The organism is Melioribacteraceae bacterium 4301-Me (genome assembly GCA_041538185.1).
GTDB classification, from domain to species: Bacteria; Bacteroidota; Ignavibacteria; order Ignavibacteriales; family Melioribacteraceae; genus Pyranulibacter; species Pyranulibacter aquaticus.
This window is the reverse complement of record JBGORM010000011.1, coordinates 61,404-87,268: the sequence shown is the minus strand read 5'-3', so window position 1 is coordinate 87,268 and position 25,865 is coordinate 61,404. Positions and strand designations below refer to the sequence as shown.

14 protein-coding genes and 1 pseudogene are annotated in these 25,865 nt (G+C 33.7%); all 15 read right to left on the bottom strand.

Annotated features, from left to right (window positions below):
- Positions 1–211: 211 nt before the first annotated feature.
- Positions 212–691 carry an IS200/IS605 family transposase gene (gene tnpA, locus ABRY23_13850; protein MFA3784138.1) on the bottom strand — a complete coding sequence of 160 codons (480 nt, stop codon included), beginning with the start codon at positions 689–691 and terminating at the stop codon, positions 212–214.
- Between the two features lie 183 nt (positions 692–874).
- Entirely contained in the window at positions 875–2,860 is a 1,986-nt protein-coding gene (locus tag ABRY23_13845) for a tetratricopeptide repeat protein (GenBank protein MFA3784137.1), read from the bottom strand.
- Between the two features lie 1,718 nt (positions 2,861–4,578).
- Entirely contained in the window at positions 4,579–5,637 is a 1,059-nt protein-coding gene (locus ABRY23_13840) for a PorV/PorQ family protein (GenBank protein ID MFA3784136.1), read from the bottom strand.
- A 67-nt stretch (positions 5,638–5,704) separates the two neighbouring features.
- Positions 5,705–8,923 carry a T9SS type A sorting domain-containing protein gene (locus ABRY23_13835; protein ID MFA3784135.1) on the bottom strand — a complete coding sequence of 1,073 codons (3,219 nt, stop codon included), beginning with the start codon at positions 8,921–8,923 and terminating at the stop codon, positions 5,705–5,707.
- A 54-nt stretch (positions 8,924–8,977) separates the two neighbouring features.
- Positions 8,978–11,959 carry a TonB-dependent receptor domain-containing protein gene (locus ABRY23_13830; protein MFA3784134.1) on the bottom strand — a complete coding sequence of 994 codons (2,982 nt, stop codon included), beginning with the start codon at positions 11,957–11,959 and terminating at the stop codon, positions 8,978–8,980.
- A gap of 40 nt (positions 11,960–11,999) precedes the next feature.
- A complete protein-coding gene (locus ABRY23_13825) occupies positions 12,000–12,755 on the bottom strand; it encodes a hypothetical protein (protein MFA3784133.1) in 756 nt (251 codons plus the stop codon).
- Between the two features lie 1,278 nt (positions 12,756–14,033).
- On the bottom strand, positions 14,034–14,486 hold the full coding sequence (locus ABRY23_13820; protein MFA3784132.1) for a transposase: 453 nt from the start codon (positions 14,484–14,486) through the stop codon (positions 14,034–14,036).
- Between the two features lie 796 nt (positions 14,487–15,282).
- On the bottom strand, positions 15,283–16,866 hold the full coding sequence (gene serA, locus ABRY23_13815; GenBank protein MFA3784131.1) for a phosphoglycerate dehydrogenase: 1,584 nt from the start codon (positions 16,864–16,866) through the stop codon (positions 15,283–15,285).
- Between the two features lie 97 nt (positions 16,867–16,963).
- Positions 16,964–17,296 (bottom strand): annotated as a pseudogene (trxA, locus tag ABRY23_13810) (thioredoxin).
- A gap of 10 nt (positions 17,297–17,306) precedes the next feature.
- On the bottom strand, positions 17,307–18,449 hold the full coding sequence (locus ABRY23_13805; protein ID MFA3784130.1) for an acyl-CoA dehydrogenase family protein: 1,143 nt from the start codon (positions 18,447–18,449) through the stop codon (positions 17,307–17,309).
- A 12-nt stretch (positions 18,450–18,461) separates the two neighbouring features.
- A complete protein-coding gene (locus ABRY23_13800) occupies positions 18,462–19,286 on the bottom strand; it encodes an enoyl-ACP reductase (protein ID MFA3784129.1) in 825 nt (274 codons plus the stop codon).
- Positions 19,287–19,409: 123 nt separating this feature from the next.
- Positions 19,410–22,868: a DNA polymerase III subunit alpha gene (dnaE, locus tag ABRY23_13795; protein ID MFA3784128.1), complete on the bottom strand. Its 3,459-nt coding sequence runs from the start codon at positions 22,866–22,868 to the stop codon at positions 19,410–19,412.
- Between the two features lie 116 nt (positions 22,869–22,984).
- Positions 22,985–23,440, bottom strand: coding sequence for a dUTP diphosphatase (gene dut / locus ABRY23_13790; GenBank protein MFA3784127.1), 456 nt, complete (start codon positions 23,438–23,440; stop codon positions 22,985–22,987).
- A gap of 98 nt (positions 23,441–23,538) precedes the next feature.
- A complete protein-coding gene (locus ABRY23_13785; GenBank protein ID MFA3784126.1) occupies positions 23,539–25,005 on the bottom strand; it encodes a polysaccharide biosynthesis C-terminal domain-containing protein in 1,467 nt (488 codons plus the stop codon).
- Positions 25,006–25,407: 402 nt separating this feature from the next.
- A complete protein-coding gene (locus ABRY23_13780) occupies positions 25,408–25,818 on the bottom strand; it encodes an acyl-CoA thioesterase (protein ID MFA3784125.1) in 411 nt (136 codons plus the stop codon).
- Between the last annotated feature and the right edge of the window lie 47 nt (positions 25,819–25,865).

Genomic DNA, 25,865 nt, shown 5'->3' with positions numbered 1-25,865 from the left:
GCCTAAATCATTAATAATAAAATGACATCATTTATTAATCCTCTACAAGGATTCGTAAATTTTGGGTGATATCACCATTCTACAATAATTGAACATCTACGATGTTCTCTTATATTCTACAGATTTTATTTTATTGACCTCGTAGAGGTCTTATTATTGTAAAAACACCACTAAATCTTTGCGTAAATCCTTGTAAGAGGATTTATTATAGTTAAAATTCGTTAATATTATCAAAAAATTCGAACAAAAAATTTTCATTATATTCTATTGAAAATTTTTTTAATAACTCTGTATACTCTTCCTTAAATGTCTTCTTCTCATGGTGCCTTTCCTGGTTGGCTATATACTTATATATTGCATCCAATTGTGATCTGCCATAGGAAAAAGCTCCGTAGCCATCCTGCCAATGAAATTTTTCCCGGAACCATCTCTTCTCATTTATAAATGTCGATGTTTCTCTTTTTATTGTCCCAACCAAATCGGAAATTTTATCATTCGGATTAGCACCTATTAATATATGAACATGATCTGCCATTCCGTTGATTATAATTGATTTATGTTTTCGATTTGTAATAATTCCACTCATGTAACTAAAAACTTCTCCCCTTATAGTCTTTTTTAATAATCGATCCCTGTACTTTGGAGAAAATACTATTTGAATATATATTTGGGTAAACACGCCTGGTTTCATACTTCCTCCTCTTATTAATCTTCTACAATCTATAAAGTTTTTAATTGATGCTGTGAACAAACTCTACAATAACTGAAAGCTCTGCAATTTTTTAATTGTCATCTTTTCATTGCATTTATTATTTCTCCATAAATTGTTAGTTGACCAATTGGTCTATGCTATCGATATTCTATTAAAGGCGACTTATCCTTGCTTATCCTTAAATGATGCTTCTATACTTTTCAATAACTGTTTTGCCTTTTGATTTTTAGGGTCACTTTTCAATATTATCTTGAGTTCATCTACAGCTTTATCATACTTATTCAACTTGCTGTAACAAAATGCCAAATTAAAATGGACATCTTCAATTTGAGATGGTCTTAAGAATTGTTGATATTGATATAAAAAAAGGCTCCGATTTAAGTATTCTATAGCTTGGTCGTATTTCCCGAGATTAATTTCAACAATACCCATTTTATACAGGGAAAGCTGATTATCGAAAAACATAGTATCAGCTAAATAATACCTTTCTGCGTTTTGATAGTCCTCAGTCTGTAAATAAATATCCCCCAGCATAATAGATATAGTAGAGTTCTTATCGTCAGTCACAAGAATGGCCTTTAATTCTTTAGCTGCTTTTTCATAATTTTTATTTAACAGATATTCTTTTTCAACATTAAGGTGTGCTAACCCCCATGATATTTGATGTTCTACAGAATAAAGGTATGCCTGTTGTTCAATAAAATTTTTGGGTTGAATTATTAAATTTTGATCGCGCTCTTGAAAAGGTGGTCTGCTTCGCAACAGCCGTATTTTGAATTCTCCAATCACACTATCAAGTTCTGTTACAGGTATATTTTCCCATAACAAACTATCATTTTCGTCACGCTTAAAATCTTTTCCAAGAAGATTATTTTCTTTTATTGCTTCAAACCAAGATTTTGCCAGAAGGAAATATCCTTTAATGTTCGGATGGATGTGATCAACCAGCAATTCATCACCTATTATTCCATCTTTGGAATGCTGGCGAAACATTTTATTCACATCCGCTAAAGGTAGATTGTACTTAATAGAAAGTTTTTTAACTATGGTATTAAATTCTGAGGGTGCTCTGAATTTTAATCCGTCAAAATCAACTGCTTTTGTAAACTCACTTAGAGCATTTTTATTATCCCCCAGTTCTAAATAAATTTTACCAAGTTCAAAGTGAACATTAGCAGGCAAAGAATCAATTTCGATAGACTTCTTAAAATAATCTAAAGCTGTTTTATAGTCTTTATTTGCCTTAGAAACGAGACCAAGTCTATAATATTCTTTGCATTTATTTTTTCTTATAGTGTCTATATTATTTGAATACATAGTAACAAATGGGAATAGGTCTTTCTCATTAGTGACTAAAGTAGATACAATTAAAGGAACGTTATTTTCTTTGGCAATTTCAATTATCTCTTCGTAATTTTTTGTGAAATTTTCTTTTGCGATCCTATAATCCTCATCACCATATATAATTGAATTATTCTCTGCCATTTGTTCCATTAGAATTTTGTTATCGTCAGCTCTTGATTTGGAAACAAATTCAGTAATCCATCTGATAAAATTTTTTATGAGAAGAAAAGTCTTAAAGTTCTGCAGCCACAGGTTTGTCTTAATTAACCATCGACTCTTTCCAACAGATATAGTTGAACCAACTCCGTAAACGCCGTAAAATTCATTTTGTCCCATGTAAACAACAAAAAGGTCCGGTTCGTAATTAACAAGTTCTTTAGCGAACTCAACAACTGTAAAGCTATTAGTAGCATCAATAGCAGTGTTAATCACCTCAATATTTTTATCTGGGAAAGCTGCGGAAAGTCTTTCTCTCAAAAATTCTGCTGGTGTTGCATTATATTCATACGGAAAGCCTGCTGTTGTTGATGCACCGAAACAAAAGACTCTAATTGTATTCGGCGATTTATTGACTTCAAAAAAATCGTGTGTGCCTTTTCTGTAATAAAAACGATCTTTGCCAAAATATCTTTTACCTACAAGTTGGTTCATTGTGTAATAACTTTTGCCGTTCCTTTTTATGGTTGAAACAATCTGCAATTCGTTTTCGTAGCCTGATATTCTTAATGCCATTTCTAAAAGAAAAAGAAGGGAAAAGGGAGTTATTATTAAAATTAATCGAAAAATATTTTTTTTAGTGTACATATGAATTCCTTATTAATCCTCTACAAGGATTCATAAATTTTGGGTGATATTACCATTCTACAATAATTAAAACCTCTACGAGGTTTTGGATTGACATTGTAATTAAATCTACAAATAATTGAGCCTCTATGAGGTTTTCAATTGATGTTGTAGATGTTCTAATTTTTATAAACAACATACAAAATTTTTTTTAAATCCTTGTTCTACACCCTTTATTAATCCTCTACGAGGATTCGTTAACTCTTGCGGATATTATCATTCTACAATAATTGAACATCTACGATGTTCTTTTACCATTCTGCAAATTTTATTATTATTAACCTTGTAGAGGTCTTATTATTGTGAAAAAAATACCCTTAAAATCTTGTACAAATCCTTATGGATTTTATCATTCTACTACTACAATAATTGAACATCTACGATGTTCTTTTATATTCTATAGATTTTTTTATTGACCTCGTAGAGGTCTTATTATTGTAAAAACACCACTAAATCTTTGCGTAAATCCTCGTAGAGGATTTATTTTGAATCTCGCCTAAATTATAATAATAAAATGACATCATTTATTAATCCTCTACGAGGATTCGTTAACTCTTGCGGATATTATCATTCTACAATAATTGAACATCTACGATGTTCTTTTACCATTCTGCAAATTTTATTATTATTAACCTTGTAGAGGTCTTATTATTGTAAAAACACCACTAAATCTTTGCGTAAATCCTTGTAAGAGGATTTATTTTGAATCTCGCCTAAATCATTAATAATAAAATGACATCATTTATTAATCCTCTACGAGGATTCGTAAATTTTAGGTGATATTACCATTCTACAATAATTGAACATCTACGATGTTCTTTTATATTCTATAGATTTTTTTATTGACCTCGTGGAGGTCTTATTATTGTGAAAACACCACTAAATCTTTGCGTAAATCCTCGTAGAGGATTTATTTTGAATCTCATCTAAATCATTGATAATTAAATGACATCATTTATTAATCCTCTACGAGGATTCGTAAATTTTGGGTGATATTACCATTCTACAATAATTGAACATCTACGATGTTCTTTTATATTCTATAGATTTTTTTATTGACCTCGTAGAGGTCTTATTATTGTAAAAAAACACCACTAAATCTTTGCGTAAATCCTTGTAAGAGGATTTATTTTGAATCTCGCCTAAATTATAATAATAAAATGACATCATTTATTAATCCTCTACGAGGATTCGTAAATTTTGGGTGATATTACCATTCTACAATAATTAAAACCTCTACGAGGTTTTAGATTGGCATTGTAATTAAATCTACAAATAATTGAGAAAAATAATAACAATAATTTTTTATAAATCCTTGTAGAATCAACATGAACAAATATTAAATACCCTCTCTTTATAAATCCTCTACGAGGATTCCTGGATTCTTGATAATAACTACGTTCTACAATAATTAAACCTCTACGAGGTTCTGCTAATTGATATCATGAATGCCTAATTGTTGTGAAAAACTACAACAAATTTTTACTAATCTAATCTACAAATAATTGAGCCTCTATGAGGTTCGTTAATTGACATCGTAGATGTCAAATTATTGTAGAAAAATAATAACAATAATTTTTATAAATCCTTGTAGAGGATTTATTATAAGCCAACCCACAAAACAAAAAAAGGCAGCCACTCTAATCGAATGACTGCCCTTAAAAAACTAGCACAAAATATTAAAAACCGATTCTCAGTGTAAATGCATGATTAGCATCAAAATATTTTACAGGGACATAAGCATAATCAAGTGATAAGTCAATATTAGTAAATGATGACAAATTAACACCAAATCCTGCGGTAAAGTCTTGATATATATTCGGGGTTTCGTCAGTTGATTGAGGTGAGAACAAATATCCGCCTCTTACATACAGAATATCCCTGAATGAATATTCAAGACCTATTTTATAATCGTCGTAGGTATAATTATTGTTAACAAAAGCCCCTGAGAAAGTAACCTTATTATCAGCGTTAAGATTTCTGGTATAAGAAAGACCTATTGAAATCTCAGATGGGAGATCGAACGATTGAGCAGCAATTTGATAATATGTTGGACCTCTATCTGATTTAGGATCTTCAGCTTGTACCCATAAGCCGTTACCACTGTAAGCCATTGAGCCACCTAAGTTTTTAACAACAACACCAACTGAAAAATTTGGTACTCCAAATAAGTCTTTATAAATAACACCAGCATCAACGCTAAAGCCAACAGCACTTACTCTTGCCCAGCTTTCGTTAATCAAGTTAAAATTTGCACCAATAGATACACGGTCGCTAAGCTGATTTGAGTAAGTTAGTCCAAGTACAAAGTAAGTCGGACTAATAATTTCTCCAGTGCCATCAGGCTGGTCCATAGTTGTAACATTAATATCGCCAATGCTGAGGTCTCTAAAAGATAATCCTAATGTACCAATGCCAAGTTTACCGCTGACGGCCAAGTAATTCATACTCATATCAGCGATATATTTTCGGTAAGAGAATATAGCATCGGCACTATTAGGGCTAAGTGCAACGCCTGCGGGGTTCCAATATATACTTTCGAGGCCTACAACGGAAGCAACATTAGAACCACCCATTGCAAGGTATCGACTTCCAAGAGGTATCCTTAATTCCGGAGCTGCAGATGTTCCAGCCCGGTTTTGACCGCCACCATATATTTCAACAGTAGCAAAGCCAAATATTAAAAGGATGAGTAACAATCTTTTCAAACCACGAAGTGGTGAGTTCTCATAAATCATAATTTCCTCCAATTAAAAATTTAATTTATAAAAGAGGTATTTATACACATAAATACCTCTTCGAATATCAATATACTCTCAATATTTGTTGTTCTTGTACTACCGCTAATTTTAATATTTTGGTTTTCCCTAAATCCGGCATATCAATATGAACAATATATATACCGCTTGCTACTGGATAATTATCGTTATTTTGCAGATTCCAAGTTGTAAATTGAGTGGGGTCACTCTTCTTAATTGTCTTAACCAAAACACCTGCTAAGTCAAATATTCTAATTGTTGCATTAGCCGGTAAGTGGCTAAATGTTACATAATGGTCACTTCTTGATGTTTCTCTATTTTGATATCCATAATACGGATTTGGGAATACATTTATTTTGTCTACATCATCTTTTGCAAGATTAGGATCGTTTGTAACTGAAGGCGCAGTAAATGTAAAGACATCAGCACTTGTAAGGACCTTAGGAGCAATGAAATCCATAGTAAAATCAGATGAAAATTGTTCTCTCGTTCCTCTCGGGTACCACCAAGCAACCCACAATACAGGACCGCCATTTTCCAGAATCTCAGCCATAAAGTCCCGACCGCCTGCTGTAGGATTCCAATCATTTCCGGTAGGGTCGTAAGTAGTATTCAGAACAAATATATAATTGAACCGAATATTATCACCATTATCAGGGTCCCACTGTCCGTTGGCGTCCCTATCGCGAACTATAACATCAACCTGACGTTGTGAACCATCTGGTTCTATTGCAAAAAATTTGAATGGAATTAAAGCGGTTTTTTCCCAATGACCTGCGCCCCATGTAGTGTAAAGATTTGCATATTGCCCTTTTGCAGGATCAACAGTATAGATTTCTCCAATATCGTACTTACCATTCCCATTGGCGTCAACATAGGATTGGACTTTATAAGCTTCTACATGCAAACTACGCAAATCTGCAGGAGCTACAGTAGTTTCACCCCAGAAATTAGCTCCCAAGAAAACAGAACCAAACATTAAATCACCGCCATTATTTGGGTCACCACTTAACCATCTAGTGCCAGTCGAACTCCAATCCACACCCTTATATGGAGGTCCTTGTACTTTTATTTGTAAGCCGTCAACGAATAAGTAATTATTATCACCACTTTGGTTAGTTTGGTTTTCAAGTTTTGGGGTAGAACCAACATAAACTCCCCATGTTAGACCAAGATTTGGATCATCTTTAAATTTAACTTGGTAAGTCTGCCCTGTCACCCTATCAGGCTGAATAATATATGCTGTAACAGTACCATCACTTTGTCCAGCAGTATGGGTTGCATTAATAACTTGTGTAGCGTCTGGATATCTAACACCAGGTACTGGTGTTTGAGGAACTGCTTTTTTAACTACAACAGCTGACCTCAAAGAGTGGAAAGGGAGTAAAGGTGCTGGGTTATAAGCATAAGAAATAACTACAAAGTAATACTCCTGACCATTTCTAAGAGGTGCTTTTGTAAAAGCGTCTTTCGTAATAGTAATAGATCTTGAAATTCCTGCATCTTTACCGTTTTCAACAACCTCCGGCAAAGCTACACCATCAGCTGTAATAACTGTATCTAAAATGTTAGTAATACCATTTACCAAGTCATAAGTTGCTAATTTAATAGCTTCATTTGGATTATTAATATTAGCACTCGGCGACTTCAACTGATAAACATTATAGCCTTCAAAATTATATCCTTGATCTGAAAAGTGTTCAATTTTATCTACAGATGCAACGTTACCACCCCAACTCAGAACTACCTTTTGATCGAGTTCACTAACATCTACTGAAGGAGGAGCAATTTGTGGTAATTTAAATAATTGGTCATAGACTATTTGTGCAGTAGCGTCATTAGTTTTCATCGCAGTAATACTACTTAAGTTATCAGTACCAATGCCACCAACGAGTGCCAATACAACTTGCGCAGTATCGCCTAAATGCATTGTAATAGGACCATTAATCACTAAAATTCTTCTATCTCCCGGCCCATCCACTGCACCATCAATTTTACCAGTGCCTGTTACAGGATCGCCAGTTAATAGAAATGTGCCTAAGTCGTTAACATCAGCAACGCTCGATGGGAATGGGTCGCCAGAAGGATAAGCAGGTAAAGGTTTCCTCCCACGCATCAGATTATAAAATTGTAATGCGCCATTATAATTATGGCCTGGGTCAGACCAAGCACCACCTGCAGCAAAATAAATAAAAGAACTCATCGGTTTTCTATTAACATACTTATAACCTTTTCTCCATTTCAAGTTAAAAATAGCGCTATCGCTGGGGTTGCCAGTATATTGAGAAACACCCTGCAGAAAGTCATAACCGATAGCTGGTGATGGTAATCCAACAGCATTATAAGAAGCATCTGTTGTGCCGGCTGTATAAGCATAACCTAAATTAAGCGTAGTGTCACAACCTGCATAGTCATTGGTTGATGAACCTACATCCGGGTCAGCCCATTGCATAATATACAAACTATCAATCCTAGAATCCGGTGCAGATTTTGGAGTACCCTTATAAACAATATCAACTTTTTTATAAATAACATTTCCCAACGCACCACTATATGCATAGGCCCAGTAGGTCTCGGTAACCACGAAACCAATTGGTGGAGCACCCCAAAGAGATGTGTTGTTACCATCAGTATATTTAATAAACAAAGTTTGAGATGCACCTGGAATTCCTGGAATATCTACCGCAGGATCATACACCCCATCACCATTAACATCATTAAACAAGGCACCTTCTCCAGGATTATTAGCAGTTTTCGCAGGCCATTCATTCCAATCAGTTGCATATTGGTCATAAACAGCCTGAATCATAGCAGGTGTAACAGCACCGAGCCCAACAGTATTAAAATTTGCTGCATCGTCGGTTAAATCTGCTGTTTGGTAATCGGGTCGCACTCTGTATAAACGGGTAACTGGAACAGTAGTTCCACCATATTCATTCCCATTTACTCTAACAAGTGGGTCTTGTCCATCATGTACCTGTCCACCCCAAAGAATACCTTCAGCAAAAATTGCTCCAACACCACTTCCTTTTGGGAACTGACCATTCCAAGAAGAAGCAATCACCCAATCATGGAAGCCAGCATCATTAACCCAGCAAGTTATGTTATTAATATCAACAACGCTTGCCGATGGATTATCTGAAGTTTTAGCAAAACGTTGAATATTTACCTTGCTTTTCCCTTCACCTTTAGCAAAAGCATCCACGCTGTAAAATGAAAGGGAAAAAGTCAAAAGTAATAATGTTATATAATTGTATTTTCTCATATAAAAAACCTCCACAAGTTTTTAATTTTCATGAGGTAACAGAACTTCGTTAAATTAAAAATTAATAAACGCACCGACACGTAATTGTCGTGGTGTACCAAATAAATCCACACCTTTCACATTTAGTATATGCTGTCTATTTGTAAGATTCAGGGCATTATACAAATCGGCAAATCTTTCAGTATATCTGCTTTGTGATATAATTTGTTGACCATCAGCAGAATTTAAGAACCCATCATCGAATGCATTGCCTGTAAAGTCATAAACATTTATTACATTTTTGGTATTTAATAAGTTTTGGACGTAAACATAGAAATTAACATCCAAATTAAATATGGAAACAGTTTTGTCTACTCTTAGGTCAAGGTTATATACCCAAGGGGTTGTAGAAGAATTTGGCGGTCCTATTGGTCTTCTTCCTCTCGTATCAGTTGCAGGTATTAAGCCGCCAGTCCAAGCTTGACTTTGACCTAAGCCTGGCCATTCAGCAAAAGTAAATGGATGACCGCTATTAAATGTAAATAATAAATTAAAACCAAGCTGTTCAAGAATTGGTCCACCGTCATCTTTACCCCATCTGTAATCCAGCATTACTGCGCCTCTGTGAGTTTGATTATAGTCAAGTGGTAAAAGAACTGTAGGCGCATTTTTATTTACTTCCAACGAACCAATAGCACTATTGGAAAACGAGTTAGTACCAGAAGCATCCGAGAAAGTGTAATTAATTTCCGCTCTTATTCTTTCAACTCTTCTAATTTTCAGACTTAACTCAATACCTTTAGTTGTTGAAAAGTCTTGGTTTTGAAATACAGCGTATTGTGCTCTTGGGGCGCCTGGTAATGTATAAACATAACCATACTGTAGCTGTCCTTTTATGTCTTTATAAAACGCAGTTAAATCAAACGCAGCAAAATCTGTAAACTGTTGTGAAAAACCAATTTCATATTGAGTAGTTCTAATTGGCTCTGGATCATAAGCAATAGGGTTTGTAAATAAGTTACTTCCTGTCAAGATAGCCGCTGACTGATAAATACCTCTATAGGCCTGATCTAAGCTAGGCGATTGGATAAATTTACCGTATTGTAAATGAAATACTGTCTGATCAGTAACAGGGAATGAAAATCCAAGCCTAGGAGAAATGTAGCTGTATTTAGTGCTAGAAGTAAGTTGATCTTGAGGGATAGAATTATCTTTTCTATTAACTACAGGCAATAAAGGATTAACCCATTTCCATGTATCCATATCAATGTAGTCAAATCGTAAGCCGGCATTAATAATCAAATCACTTAGCTCAAGCTTATCTTGGACATAACCTGCAGCAATAACAGGGTGTTTTGGTCCAAATGGATATGCATCTGTTTCTCTTCCTAGTGGGTCATATCCATAATTATTAAAATTAAAATACAACGAAGAACCAATTAACTGAAGTAAAGAATCTGGATTATTAGCCTTATCAGGCTGTTGCAATATTGTGGATAAAAAAGTTGCAGGAGCACCATTAGCCCAGCTTCTTACTGTCCACCGTTGAAATGACCCGCCAATTTTTAATTCATGATTCGAAACTTGTGCTGTATAAGCAATTGAACCTCCGATATAATTGTTTTGGCTCTTTGAGTAACCTGTTAATACTGCACCCGGTCTATTAAATGGAAATCCATAGAAGTCATAAGCAACTGGTGAAGAGAAGCGATTATAATAAGTCCACCCATATTGAACTCCTAACAAACTATCACTATATGCAGGAAAATTATCTTCAAAATATGGGTCATAAGTTTTTCCTCTTTGGTCGAAGAAATTAACATTGGCTTCTAAGTAAGAATGAGCACTAATAAAATAATTTGCCTTTAAGTTCAACAACAAATTTGTAGCATCATTAATAGGTAATCTTTGTGTATCAAATAAATTTATAACGTTAGGATCATTAGTCCTCGTTCTCTGCCAAGTATATGCACCAGCTAATCTAACAATTAAGGGCTTCATATCCAACAGAGCAGTTCCATTAAGTGTATAACGATTTTGAAATCTGCCTGGTATATTACCACCCGACCATGTCAATATTTGACCTTCTGTAGTTTTACCTCCATAAATTCCAGAGTCATAAACTTTAGTATTGTCGAACCTAGCACCATCTGAATAATAAAGTGGGTTAGCATCAAAGAACATAGGTGAGTAATCTCTAATAAAATAATTTTCACCGGATAAAAAGAGTTTTAATTTGTTTGTAACCGGTCCGCTTACAGTAAAAGTGTAATCTGAGTATCCATAAGAATAAGTATCAAGGAATTGATCGCCCGGATAATTGCCAAAATTGTCAGTTTCCAATCTTAAAGAAAAATGGTACTTATCGGTTCCGGTTTTAAAGTCTTGCTGTATAATACCAGCGTTTGCATTGCCATATTCGGCAGTAAAGCCGCCAGCTTGTACTAAAACTTCCTGTAAAGCATCTGGAGTAGAAGTAACAAGGAAGCCTCCATTTCTATTTAATATATTTTTAATATCAGCACCTTCGAGTATGTATCCAGTTTCATCAGGTCTACTTCCTCGTATAAAAGTCATACCATTTTGTCTAACAACACCAGGTTGTATAGCAACATAGTCATTAAGACTTCTAACAGGCAGTGCAGTTAAATCCTCAGCGCTGACAATTCTTACAGCATTAGTTGCGCTTTTTTCTATTAGAGGTCTTTGAGAGACAATAACGACTTCAGAAGTTACAATATCACTTGAAGGGAGTTTAAAATTAACCTCTGCAGTTAAGCCAGAAACTACTCTTATATTTTGAATAGTAACTGTCTGATACCCGATGTAAGAAGCTCTCACATCGTAAACACCAACAGGTACTTGAGTTATTAAAAAGTTACCATTAGCATCGGTAGTTGAGCCATAGTTGGTACCCATAACAATAACGTTTGTACCAACTAAAGGTTCACCTGTTTGCTGGTCTATAACAGTTCCAGAAATTCTACCTGTTTGAGCCAGCACAACCGATGCAAATAGTAAAATAAAACTCATTAACGAAATAATTTTTCGAAACATATTATTTACCTCCGAAATAGTTTTATTAAACTTTTTGTTACTAATCATCAAGAAATACTTTACCTTGCAAATTATTAGCAGCTTTAGAACCGAACAAAACTAAAGTATATCTGCTTTCAGACTGTGCATTCATTGTAAAGGTTGAAACTGCAGAGCCACCTGAATAAATTGTCACATTGTAGCTTGCAGCGGTTTTTATATTGCTATACTTACCACTTCCCTTTCCAGCTGCTACTGCTGTAGTAAGAGTCTTATTAACGCCACCTCCATTAAAATTAACACTGTCGATAGTTACGTCGGTAGAACCATTAAAGATGTAAACTGAAGTTGTATCTGGGAGGAAAATTGATTTCCCTAAATCTGTACCTTTTTCTGCTTCAAGGTAACGTTGTGAAGAGTATACAAGTGTTCTGGTTCCTGCATCTCCAATCAGAAAAATTCTAATTTTTTTATCTGAAGGGAGTGTTTGCTTAATTTCGTCAGTTGCACTAATTCCAGAATAAGTTATACTAAACGTCTTTGAACCAGCCGGGGTATCAAAAAATGGCTGTCCACTTGCCGGATATTCGCTGCCGGCAGCTAAGTTAGATACAGTGGTAACAGTGGCACCTGCATTGTCTTTAATAGTAAACGATGCATTCCCGACATTGGTATTCAAATTAACGATTTTGAACTGTGTCCTCAAGTTGAAACTATCGGGTATTATCTGTACACCTGTATCAATACAACTGCTCAAAAAGATAGTTAAGCTGATACTAAAAAAAGTAAGTAGCTTAAATTTATCAGCTTTTTTCATACAGCCTCCTTCTAAATAATTTTTAAATACCATGAAACATTTTGATATTGTGTTTAACATAATTATAAGAAAACCTCCAAAATGTTAATTAAACTATTAACCATAATAGAGCAAAAAAAAGTAAAAATTTTCCTTTGGCATTTTTCTCTCCATTTTAATTGATTAAATAATGATAGGTACATTAGGTGAGTTACTTTGTAAAAAAATTTCCAATATCCTCCTCCTTTTTTAGTTTGTTAAAAACATTTTTTGGTTTAAAGAACAGAGTTTTTAAAAAAGAACACATGAAACTTCCCCTTCTTGAGCTGGGGAATATTCCATTATTAAATTCTTTATTCATTTTTTATTAAGCGCCACTGGCTAATGATTTTCAACAAAAACTGTAATTTTTTACATGAATTTAACATAAGGTGCTCTCTTTGTCAAGGAATTTGTGAAGTTTAAAAAATTGCTTTTTTCGACTAAAATTTTATCATGTAAATTGTTTTGTTTATATACCTTCTATGATAGAATCAAAATTCTTTCTTTTTTCGCACAGGATTATTTGACCATGTCTACTTAAATAAGCTAATAAGGTTAATTCTCAATCGGGAAAATGCTCTGTTACTAAGGTTACCTCTGTTAACAACTTAATTTTCTTTTTAAGGTTATGCGATGTTCTTTCCTTTACTCACATTTATAAAATATCTCCCTTCATAAAAACCTTAGTCTTTTTTCTCCAACCTTAGTAATATGACCATACTTCACAGAAACTCAACCTTTGAGAATTCACCACCCACGATGAGTATTCACCACATTGTGGAGTGGTGGATTCTATTTGTGGATTAGCTTATTTCTTAGACATCATTTTTTATAAGCTAATAAGGTATAATTGCTCTTGGGTGTCATCTGTATTACTAAGGTTAGCACTGCTGATAACTCATCCTCTTACTAAGGTTTTATGATGTTTTTATATTTGTTTAATCCTTTTCATAAATTCTCTCTCTTCATAAACATGCCTAATCTTCGCAGATGCTCAACCTTTGAGAATTCACCGCTTTGTGGGTTACCTTATTACCCAAATTTCTTCCTATGTATTAGCTAATTAGGTTAATCTTACTCTAGGCAACGTTCTGTTACTAAGGTTACTACCATTAATAACTCTATCTTCTTTCTTGGGTTATACGATAATTCCTTTTACCAATTTAATTATCTAATAAAATCCCCTTCTTCAAAAAAACTTTTTTCTTTTTCCCCTAACCTTAGTAACAAATTCTCTCCTTCAAAAACTCAACCTTATTAGCTTATTAGTTTATCTATTTTTAGACTTTTTTCATAATACTTTACAAATGACTCATATTCATCAGCAAAGCTTATTTTCCTATGATGTTTAGGCTGATTTAATATGTATTTACATACTTTATCTACATCCGATTTTGAAACTGAAAATGCAGCAGCCGTTTCTTGCCATGCAAACCGTCCAATACATAATTTATTCTTATTTATAAATCTCTCCGAACTTTCCGCTATAATCGTTGCCAAAGTCTCTTCAGAAATTTTGGGACTACGAGATACAATAAAATGAACATGTTCGGGGTTAGCATATATTGCGTATAACTTGGAATTATTGTTGTTAACTATTCCTGTTATATATTTTTCTATTCGTTCTCTATGCCTCTCCAAAATCATAGGTGAACGGTTGAGTGTTATAAAAATAAAATGGGTATATAAATTGTTATAGTCTATTTTCAAAGCTGCTTTACCCTCTTATTAAAAAACTTATATACATTATTAGTTAAATAAGCTAATTAGGTTAATTCTCATCTGGGCAACGCTCTGTTACTAAGGTTACCTCTGTTAACAACTTAATTTTCTTTTTAAGGTTATGCGATGTTCTTTCCTTTACTCACATTTATAAAATATCTCCCTTCATAAAAACCTTAGTCTTTTTTCTCCAACCTTAGTAATATGACCATACTTCACAGAAACTCAACCTTTGAGAATTCACCACCCACGATGAGTATTCACCACATTGTGGAGTGGTGGATTCTATTTGTGGATTAGCTTATTTCTTAGACATCATTTTTTATAAGCTAATAAGGTATAATTGCTCTTGGGTGTCATCTGTATTACTAAGGTTAGCACTGCTGATAACTCATCCTCTTACTAAGGTTTTATGATGTTTTTATATTTGTTTAATCCTTTTCATAAATTCTCTCTCTTCATAAACATGCCTAATCTTCGCAGATGCTCAACCTTTGAGAATTCACCGCTTTGTGGGTTACCTTATTACTCAAACCTCCCTCTTTTATAAGCTAATAAGGTTAATTCTTTCAGAGTATTGTTTTGTTACTAAGGTTAGTTGTGCTGATAACTCAATCCTTTTACTAAGGCTATACAATGTTTCTTACCCAAACTATCTTCCCTTGTAAAAACCTTAGTCTTTTTCCTCCAACCTTAGTAAAATATCCTCTCCTTCAGAAATTCAACCTTTGAGAATTCACCACTTTGTGGATTACCTTAGTTATTTTCTTAAAAATTATTAGCGTTAAGAGAATCTTATAGAATAAATCTTTCTAATTTCTTCAACTTTCATCAATTCATTAATTACATTTTGTTCTACAACTTCATCAGTGTTTATGATGGTCATTGCATCTAAACCTTTACCAAGTCGACTTAGACTTAAACCTGCTATATTAATATTAAAACTTGCCAAGACTGCACTCACCTTAGAGAGGACACCCGGTTTATCTTGATTATAATAGAGCAGCAAGTTCCCTTCAGGCTTTATCTCTGAGTGATAATCTCCAATTGCTGTAATCAGTGAATTATTATTAAGCATAACAGTGCCGGAGATAGTTAAGCTTTCACTATTAGTAACAACAGTAGCAGAAAATAAAGTTGAGTAAATTTTATCTGCTGGCAGAATTTTTTCTTCAACAGAAAGTCCCATCTCGGAAGCAATCAAAATAGAGTTTATATAATTAATTGGCGGCGAAGCTAAATTTTGGATTAATCCTTTTAGATATGCTGCTTTAATTACATAAAGGTACTTAGATAAAAAGCTCCCATAGCAGTTCAACATTACCTTCACAAAATTTCCTTTAAGAATTTGTGAATGAATTATGCCAATTTTTTCAGCAAGCTCTAAAAAAGGCTTTACCTTTTCATCATTAATGTACTTTAGATTAATTGCGTTCACACATCCTTCTAATTTGCCGTTGTACAGCCAAGCTTTAATTTGTTCTGTCAGTTGGATTGCAATTTTTTCTTGGGCTTCTTCTGTTGATGCGCCAAGGTGGGGAGTTGCAACGACTTTTGGATGATTTATCAGTTCTAAATTTTTGGGAGGCTCTTCAGTATAAACATCAAAAGCTGCGCCGGAAATTTTACCGCTATTCAAGCCATCTAATACTGCTTTTTCATCCACCAATCCTCCTCTTGCACAGTTAATAATTTTCACACCATCCTTCAGCTTATTGATTGTACTTGCAGATATTATATTTTTTGTATCATCAGTCAAAGGAATATGTAATGTTATTATGTCAGATGAAGAAATTAATTTTTCATAATCGCATAGTTCTACTTCAAACTGGTCAGCTACTTCTTTAGAAATTAATGGGTCATAACCAATTACACTCATGCCGAATGATTTTGCTCTTAGCGCCACTTCTCTACCAATTTTCCCCAATCCAATAATTCCTATAGTTTTGCCATAGAGTTCTGTTCCATTAAATTTGCTGCGTTCCCATTTTCCACTTTTCAGAGAAATATTAGCTTGCGGCACATGTCTGCATAGTGAAAGAATTAAAGCCATAGTATGTTCAGTAGCGGCTATAGTATTTCCACCTGGTGTGTTCATAACTGGAATTCCTCTTCGGGTCGCAGCCTCAACATCAATATTGTCTACCCCCGTTCCTGCTCTACAAATTAATTCTAAATTTTTCCCGGCATTAATTATCTCCGAGGTAATTTTAGTTTTGCTTCTTACTATAACAATATTATAGTTTCCAATAACCTCTAGAATTTCCTTAGCAGTAAACTTGGGCTGGTAATCAATTGAAAAATCTGCCGAAAGGTTATTTATTAAATGACTGCTTATTTCTTCTGGGATTAGAATTCTTTTCTTCATTTTTCCAATTATTAGTTAGATAGAAAGTTTTTTATTAAGCAAAAAGAAATATAAAGCATGTTAATTAAAAATCGACTTACAATTCGAAGCAAAATATTTAGATTAGTTTTTGCAATTTATCAATGAACATTGACTTAGGTACAGCGCCAATTATAGTGTCTTTAACTTGTCCATCTTTGATAAACAAAACAGTAGGAATACTTCTTACGCCGTACTTTATTGCAGTTTGTTGATTTTCATCAACATCTAGTTTGCCTACTTTTACTTTACCGTCGTATTCAGCTGCAAGTTCTTCGATAATAGGAGCAATCATTCTGCATGGTCCGCACCACTCAGCCCAAAAATCTATTATAACTGGTTTATCGGATTTAATAACCTCATTTTCAAAATTATCGTCTGTAAATGTTAATGGTTTCATTTGATGTGTTCTCCTTTCTTTTTTATAATACTCCGTTTTTTTTCAATACTTCTCTTGCAATTATTCCTTTTTGAATTTCATTAGTACCTTCAAAAATTCGGTTAATTCTTGAATCACGGTAAAATCTTTCAATTGGCAATTCGCGTGAATATCCCATGCCGCCATGAATTTGTACCGCATAATCAGCAATTTTATCTAAAGATTCAGAGCAGAAAAGTTTTACAATTGCAGATTGTCTTGAAATATTTTTTTTAAGGTCATAATCTACAGCAGTACGATAAACAATTGACTCCATACAATAAATTAAACTTGCCATTTCAGCTAACATAAATTGTATTGCTTGAAAATTGCTTATGCTTTGGTCGAATTGCTTTCTTTGTTTTGCATATTGAGTTGATAGTTCCAATAATTCTTTAGCTGCCCCAATGCAAGCTGCACCAAGCCCAAGTCTGCCAGCATCAAGTGTTTTCATAGCAAGCAAAAATCCTCTTCCTTCAACCCCAACCAAATTTTCTTTAGGAATTCTCACATTATCAAATGTAATTGGGTTGGTAGTACTACCTTTAATACCCATTTTCTTTTCTGGTGGACCGGCATAAAAACCCGGTCTATCAGTTTCAACGATAAAGGCGCTAATTCCCTTTTCTGTTCTTGCAAAGACTGAAACAATATTAGCAATACCGCCGTTTGTAATCCAGAGCTTTTCTCCATTTAATACCCATTCGTTGCCATCTAAATATGCTCTAGTTTTTAGATTAAAAGAATCTGAACCAGCTTGAGCTTCTGTTAAGCAAAAAGCACCTATTTTTTCTCCTTTAGCCAGCGGAACCAAATATTTCTTTTTTTGCTCTTCATTCCCGCCTAGATAAATTACATTAGCCCCGATTGATTGATGTGCACCAATGAAAGTTGCAGTTGAAAGACATCCTCTTGCAATTTCCTCTTGTACTATACAATAACCCACTTCACCGAAGCCGCCGCCACCATACTCTTCTGGGAAAGCAACACCTAGTATACCAAGTTCTGCTAACTTTTCAATTAAATTTTTAGGTATTTTTTCTTCTTGATCAATTTTGCTTGCTATAGGTTTAATTTCGTTGTTTACAAAACTGCGCACCATTTCGCGCAGCATTTGTTGTTCTTCTGTAAAGGAGAATTCGGTCATTATTCAACCCATCTATTTTATTTGCTTGCATACTTTTTCACCTGTATAATTTACAATATACTCACCACCATCAACACCAATAGTATTACCGGAAATCCAAGCCGCTTTTTCACTGCAAAGCAAGACGATTGCTTTTGCTACATCCTCCGGGGTTGTTAATCTACCTCCAGGATTTTTAAGTTTAGCAGAACTTAACATTTTTTCGTTGCCAGGAATTTTTCTTAAGGCTGGGGTGTCTGTTACGCCAGCCATTATAGCATTGCATGTTACACCCATACCACCTAACTCTACTGTTAATTGTCTGATATGAGCTTCGAGCGCAGCTTTAGCTGCAGATACCGCTCCATAGTATGGAATCACAGTATGAGAGCCAGCACTAGTTAATGCAAAAATACGTCCATTTTTTGCCAATAAATCTCTTTGGACCAACCCTTGAGTCCAATAAACTAAAGAATGGGCCATTACATCTAGGGTCATTGACATTTGTGCTGGTGTAATACATTCCTCGGGTTTTTTTGAAATATATGGCTTCAATGTTCCAAAAGCTAAGGAATGAATTAGTACATGGATAAGTGATTTGTCTTTATCAATAAATCTTTCTTTGATTTCGTCAAGAATATCATTTCGTTTAATAGGATCAGCAGCATTTATATTGAAAAAAACTGCTTGTTGACCCGTCTTTTCTATTTCTTTTATTATTTGATTAACAATTGGCATAGTAGCTTGTCTATCTAAATGGACGCCAAATATATTATAGCCTGCTTTTGCAAGTTCAACAGCAGAGGCTCCTCCAAATCCACTTGAAGCACCAAGAATTAGAGCCCATCTTTTTTCCATTTTTTATATCCTAATTATTTTTTTTAGTAATGCCAAACTTAACAAAACGAAAATATATATCAAATTGTAGTAATACCTGATTTGCACCTTTATAATGCAACACTATAAAATTTATTGAAAGAATTAATTTGCCAGCAATTTTATGTATTCTATTCCAATCAACTCTATCACTTCAGATATAAATTCATCTGTTAATTTTACTTTGTAATATTCAATGTAAAAATCTCTGTAAGAACCATTTTCTTTAACTCTTACAAATACTGGAATATTGCCCTCGTTGTATTCAAATATCTTTTTTAATTTTTTTATATGCAGTATCTCATGAATTGCCGGATCGATAGTTATTAAAATTTTCTTGGTAAGTTTATTTCTAACTTCTGATAAAGGATAAGCTTCTTCGGCGTGAAGTTTAATTTCATCGCCACTGCTTTCTAATTTACCAACTATTAATACTGTTGATTCAGGCAGTATTATATTTTCATATTCAGCATATACCTTAGAAAACATTAAACATTCGCATGAGCCGGATAGGTCATCTAATTTAAAGAAAGCCATTTTTTTACCAGATTTATCAATTTTAGTACGGAATTGAGTTATAACGCCGCAGGCTCTTACAGTTTCATTAAAATTATAAGTTAACGAATCGCCAAGGTGAATATTAGCAAAAGAATTATATTCTAATTCAAATTTAGAAAGTGGGTGGTCTGTCAAATAAACACCGAGCACTTCACGTTCTTTTGCCATAGTTTCTTTAGATTCCCATTCAGGCACATTAGGAAGAGAGGGCTCTTGAAAATGAATTTCTTCTTCAGCATCTCCAAATAAACTTTCTGCATGTGAAGCTTTGGCAGATTGCAGTTTGCTACCAAAATCTAATGCTTGTTCTATTGCTGTAAAAAGTTGAGCTCTCGTTCCTTTAAGCGAATCAAAAGCACCAGCAACAACCAAACCTTCCAAAGCTCTCTTATTAACTATTCTTGTATCCACATGTGCACAAAAATCAAAAATTGAAGTAAAGTCGCCTTTCTTTTTCTTTTTTGCTTTTACAATTTCTTCTACCGCAGCTACGCCCACGTTTTTTATTGCAGACATTCCAAAAATTATATTTTTATCTTTTACATCGAACTTTACAGAGGGATTATTAATATCCGGTGGCAAAACTTTTACCCGCAGTTTACGACAATCGTCTAAAAGTTTAGTAATTTTATCTACATCGCTGAACTCGTTAGTTAAGTTCGCAGCCATAAATTCTTCCAGGAAATGAGCTTTTAAGTAAGCTGTCTGGTAAGCTACAATGCTGTAAGCTACTGCATGACTTTTATTAAATCCATAGTTAGCAAATTTATCAATTACGTCAAAAATTTCTTCTGCAATTTTCTTATCTATTCCATTTTTAACAGCGCCTTCAGTAAACTTAGATTTTTGTTCTTTCATTGCTTCGAGATCTTTTTTACCCATTGCTCGTCTTAACAAATCAGCTTCGGCCAAACTCATTCCTGCTACTTTATTAGCAATTTGTATTACTTGTTCTTGATAAACAATTATTCCGTAAGTTTCCTTCAATATATCTTCTAATACAGGATGAAGGTAAGTAATTTCTTTTTTACCGTGTTTACGCGCAATAAAATCGTCTATAAATTCCATTGGACCAGGTCGATAAAGTGCGTTCATCGCGGCAAGGTCGTTAATACTAGTGGGTTTTAATTTTTTCAAATATTCTTTCATTGGGGCAGATTCAAATTGGAATACAGCTGTAGTTTGTCCACGCCAAAAAAGTTTATAAGTCTCTTCATCGTCGAGTGGAATGTTTTCAATATCAATTTCAATATTTCTTGATTTTTTTACCAAATCAATAGTGTCTCTAATTATAGATAAAGTACGCAGTCCTAAAAAGTCCATTTTAAGCAAGCCAGCGTTTTCAAGTTCCTTCATATTATACTGAGTAACAACATCTCCGTTATCCCCATAAATTGCTAAAGGCACAAAATCGCTTACATCACCTGGTGTGATTACAACACCGGCCGCATGCTTAGAAGCGTTCCTGTTCATTCCTTCTAAAATTCTAGCATACTTAATCAGATTTTGAATTTGTTCGTCTTCAGATTCTTTCACCCATTTAAGTTCTGGGACTTCTTCTAACGCTTGGTCAATTGTATAAACTCTGCCAAACTTTGATGGAATCCATTTTGTAATATTGTTTACTGTAGGAATCGGTATTTTCAAAACACGTGCTACATCACGAATTACAGCTTTTGATGAGAGGCGATTAAAAGTAATAATTTGACAGACAGAATTCTCGCCATACTTTTCTTTAACATATTTAATTACTTCCTCTCGTTGATCATCTGCAAAATCCACATCGATATCAGGCATTGATTTTCTTGCGGGGTTAAGAAACCTTTCGAACAACAAATTATAGTCAAGCGGATTAACATTAGTAATGCCAAGTGTATAGGCGACCAAACTGCCGGCTGCACTTCCTCTACCAGGTCCAACAGGAATACCTTTTGACTTTGCTGCATTAATAAAATCTTGAACCACTAAAAAATAGCCAGCATAGCCCATTTGATTAATAACATCAAGTTCGTAATTGAGGCGGTCTTCAATATCTTTATTTATTCTTTTAAATTTTTTATGTAAACCTTCTTTAGCTAATTGAGCTAAATATTCCTCGAGTGAGTTTACGTTTGATTCTGGTGGAACTGGGAAATGCGGGAAAAGATGGCCCTCAAAATCCAAATTCACATCTATTTTCTCTTCAATTTCTAAGGTGTTTTCAATAGCACCTTTAAAAGGCTTAAAAAGTCTTTTCATTTCTTCGGCTGTTTTGAAGTAAATTTGGTCTGTGCCATATCTTAATTCTGTATATTCTGCATTGCCCGTTTTATCACCAAGCAAAAGCAAAATATTGTGTGGAATGGAATGGTCTTTATTGATGTAATGAATGTCGTTAGTTGCAACTAATTTAATTCCCAAATCTTTAGCTAATTTGGGCATACCATCAAGTATTGGTTTTTCAATGTCGAGTCCATGATTTTGAATTTCAAGATAAAAGTCATCACTAAAAATTTCATGCAACTTTATTGCAAAGTCTCTAGCCTTTAGGTAATCGTTGTTTATCAAATAAGCTGAAATTGGGCCTGCAGGACAAGCTGATGTACAAATTAAACCCTCGCTAAATTTTTTTAGCAATTCCATATCAATTCTTGGTTTGTAGTAAAACCCTTCGGTATGAGCAATTGAGGAAAGTTTCATTAAATTTTTGTAGCCAACTTTATTTTTAGCAAGCAAAAGCAGATGATTGTAGTGTTTAGATTTTTTTTTGCCAGAACCATTTTCGCTGCCTTTATCGAATCTGCTTCCTTCTGCTACTAAATAAGCTTCCATTCCAAGTATTGGCTTTATACCTGCTTTTTTAGCTTTTTTATAAAATTCCGGGATTCCAAACATTACACCGTGATCTGTAAGTGCAATTGCATGCATATTCATTTCAACTGCTGTGTTAACAAGGTCATCTATAGTACAAGCAGCATCTTGCAGGCTATAATGTGAATGATTGTGAAGATGTACAAAATCTCCCATCTAATTCCTTCCTATTAATTTACATTGGTTGATAACGATTAGAGTTACTTAGATTAATATCAACGAACAAAAACATTTTTACAAAAGATCAACATAGGTAGGTTAAACTAGCAAACCTAAAACTTACCTGTATGACCGAACCCCCCCTCACCTCTTTTGCTGTTATTTAGTTCTTTAACCTCTATAAAATCAGCTTTCCAAACTTTTGTTAAAATCATTTGTGCAATTCTATCGCCAGGTTTTATAATAAAATCATCGTTCCCAAAATTGAATAAAATAACTTTTATTTCTCCCCTGTAATCAGAATCAATAGTACCGGGTGAATTCAAAACTCCAATTCCATTTTTTGCGGCTAGTCCACTTCTTGGTCTAATCTGCATCTCAAAGCCTTCGGGTATTTCTACGCTCATGTTAGTAGGAATTAATGCAAATTGTTTCGACTTTAGTACAAAGTCTTCATCAATTGCAGCGCGTATATCTAAACCAGAACTTCCTTCGGTGGCATATTCTGGCAAAGGAATGTTATTAAATTTTTCTTGAACTCTTTTTATTTTTATCTGAATTTTTTCCATGTGCTATTTTTTGTGAGGTGCAATTTAAATTTACAAAGAAAAGAGAATAAAAATCACTTGAATTTTAAAAATGATTTTTTTGTAATATGACTGAACTACTACTTAACTTTTCCCAATAATAATTTAGTCAGCTTCTTAACTTCCGATAGTTCAATTACATTCATTATAAATAAACTGCTTACAAAAAGAATTAGCAGAAGAAGTTTTAATGTAAAAAAGATTCCAATTGTATAATAAAACAAATAATACAGACCAGCTGTTATAAAAATCAACGTCAATATTTTTATGATTTTTTTGTACTCATAATTTATCTTATAAAATTTTTGCGAGAAGAAAAAAAGTCCTCCCGCCATTACCATATAACTTGCGAGAGTAGCTAATGCAGCGCCAACAATGCCAATAACTGGGATTAACATAAAGTTTACTACAACATTAACTAACGCCCCCGAGCCGGTAACAATTGGGAAATATTTTGTCTTTTCTTCTATATAAATACCAGCAGTAAAATTAACATATAAACCATTAAATAAATAACCCAGCAAAATTATTGGTACTATTACCAAACCACCTAAGTATGCTTTTCCAATTATTGTTACGTTATCAAATATTTTGAATTTAGCAAAGTCATCTATAAACAAAGAAAGAATTATCCACAAAAGACTTGTAAAGAGTAAAAACAAAGTAAATATTTTGGAAAATAGTTCCTTTGCATTTTTCTCTTGTGCGTTATTTAAGAAAAACGGCTGCCAAGCATAATTAAACATAGAAACAATAAGCATCATAAAAATACCAAGTTTGTAATTAGCCTGATAAATACCAAGTGTAGAAGCATCCGTCAGTGCAAGAACAATTGGTCTATCGATTACCTGTACAATCATAGCGGAAAGACTGCCTGGCAAATATGGAATGCCAAACTTTAACAATTTGTTGAGAATTGCTTTATCTATTTTAAATCGTATGCTGTGAAAAATCTCCGGCAGTAAAACAACAACTGAAAATAAAGAAGCAATTAAATTGCTTATAAAAATAGCCTCAATTCCCATTTTTAATTTTAGTATCAAATATAAATTCAAACTCAAGTTCAGAAAGATGTTAATAAGTTTTATTACAGCAAACTTTATTGCTTTTCTTTCCAGTCTCAGCTTTGCAAATGGAATTAATGCCACTGTATCTAAGAATAAAATTAAAATTAAATAATAATAGAGATTAGAAAAATTCTGAGGAATTTCTATTGCTGATTTAAGGGGTGTTTTAAGCAACAAAAGAAAGACCGAAAACAAAACCGTAGAAAACATAATGAACCAAAAAGAGGTAGAGAAAATGTTTTTTCTTTCATCAGCGGTTGTTAAAGATGCATACTTCATAAAAGCTGCATCCATTCCATAAATAAAAATTACATTAAGAAAAGCAATGTATGCATAAACATTGGAGTATATTCCGAAATCATTAGTATTTATTACGTTAGTGTAAAATGGGACTAGGATAAAACCGATAAATCTTCCCACTATAGTACTAATGCCGTATATAGCAGTGTCTTTAGTAAGTTCTTTTATTTTTGATAACATTTTTAATGTAGCATCCCGGCTAAAAACAAAAAATAAAATATACATTCGAAACTATGGAATAAAAAAATAAAAACAAGTATTTAGTTGGCAGGAATATATAAATCATATTTGTCCAAAATAATTTTTTATGTCGTCCCTACGGTGGATGTTGCAATAGGTCGTGCTTTATGCGTCATTCCCGTGAAACTTGTCCTCACGTAAGTGGGGAACTGGAATCCAAAATGATGACATATTGATAATATTTACTTATGCGACAGTCACCTACGGGACTAAGAATTAAAAAGGTTCTAAACTTATATGAATATTCAATCCTTAACGGGATTACGATAATGTTAAAATAATGGTTCCCAAAAGTTGAGGGTTACTAAAAGGCAATTTTTCAATTGCTTCTTAAGTGCGTTTTTATTCAAAGTATTTTTTTAATGCGTCGATATAAATTTGAGGTGGTTTAACTACTTTCTTGGTAAGGCTGTTAATAAAAACGTGAGTTGTAAACCCTTCTGCTATCAGTTCACCTGTGTCTTTTTTTCTGATTATGTATTCGATATGAACTTTTGGTGAGTATAGTTCTTTAACGGCAGCTTCTATTTCAAGAATATCGTCATAAGTAGCTGGATTTTTATATTTGACATTAGCCTCAATTAATGGGAGTTGGAAACCTGCTTTTTCAACTTCTCTATACGATAGACCAGTACTTCTAAGCAATTCGGTTCTGCCTACTTCAAAATACTCTAAATACTTTCCATTGTATACAAACTGCATTTTGTCTGTATCTGCATAGCGTACTCGAAGTGAAGTGATATGTTTCAACATAGTAGACAACTATTATTTTTAACAAGTTATTGAAGAACCAAAAAATA

Coding starts and splice junctions, on each gene's coding strand:
- tnpA (MFA3784138.1), bottom strand. CDS start 691: ATGAAACCAGGCGTGTTTACCCAAATATATATTCAAATAGTATTTTCT.
- ABRY23_13845 (MFA3784137.1), bottom strand. CDS start 2,860: ATGTACACTAAAAAAAATATTTTTCGATTAATTTTAATAATAACTCCC.
- ABRY23_13840 (MFA3784136.1), bottom strand. CDS start 5,637: ATGATTTATGAGAACTCACCACTTCGTGGTTTGAAAAGATTGTTACTC.
- ABRY23_13835 (MFA3784135.1), bottom strand. CDS start 8,923: ATGAGAAAATACAATTATATAACATTATTACTTTTGACTTTTTCCCTT.
- ABRY23_13830 (MFA3784134.1), bottom strand. CDS start 11,959: ATGTTTCGAAAAATTATTTCGTTAATGAGTTTTATTTTACTATTTGCA.
- ABRY23_13825 (MFA3784133.1), bottom strand. CDS start 12,755: ATGAAAAAAGCTGATAAATTTAAGCTACTTACTTTTTTTAGTATCAGC.
- serA (MFA3784131.1), bottom strand. CDS start 16,866: ATGAAGAAAAGAATTCTAATCCCAGAAGAAATAAGCAGTCATTTAATA.
- ABRY23_13805 (MFA3784130.1), bottom strand. CDS start 18,449: ATGACCGAATTCTCCTTTACAGAAGAACAACAAATGCTGCGCGAAATG.
- ABRY23_13800 (MFA3784129.1), bottom strand. CDS start 19,286: ATGGAAAAAAGATGGGCTCTAATTCTTGGTGCTTCAAGTGGATTTGGA.
- dnaE (MFA3784128.1), bottom strand. CDS start 22,868: ATGGGAGATTTTGTACATCTTCACAATCATTCACATTATAGCCTGCAA.
- dut (MFA3784127.1), bottom strand. CDS start 23,440: ATGGAAAAAATTCAGATAAAAATAAAAAGAGTTCAAGAAAAATTTAAT.
- ABRY23_13785 (MFA3784126.1), bottom strand. CDS start 25,005: ATGTTATCAAAAATAAAAGAACTTACTAAAGACACTGCTATATACGGC.
- ABRY23_13780 (MFA3784125.1), bottom strand. CDS start 25,818: ATGTTGAAACATATCACTTCACTTCGAGTACGCTATGCAGATACAGAC.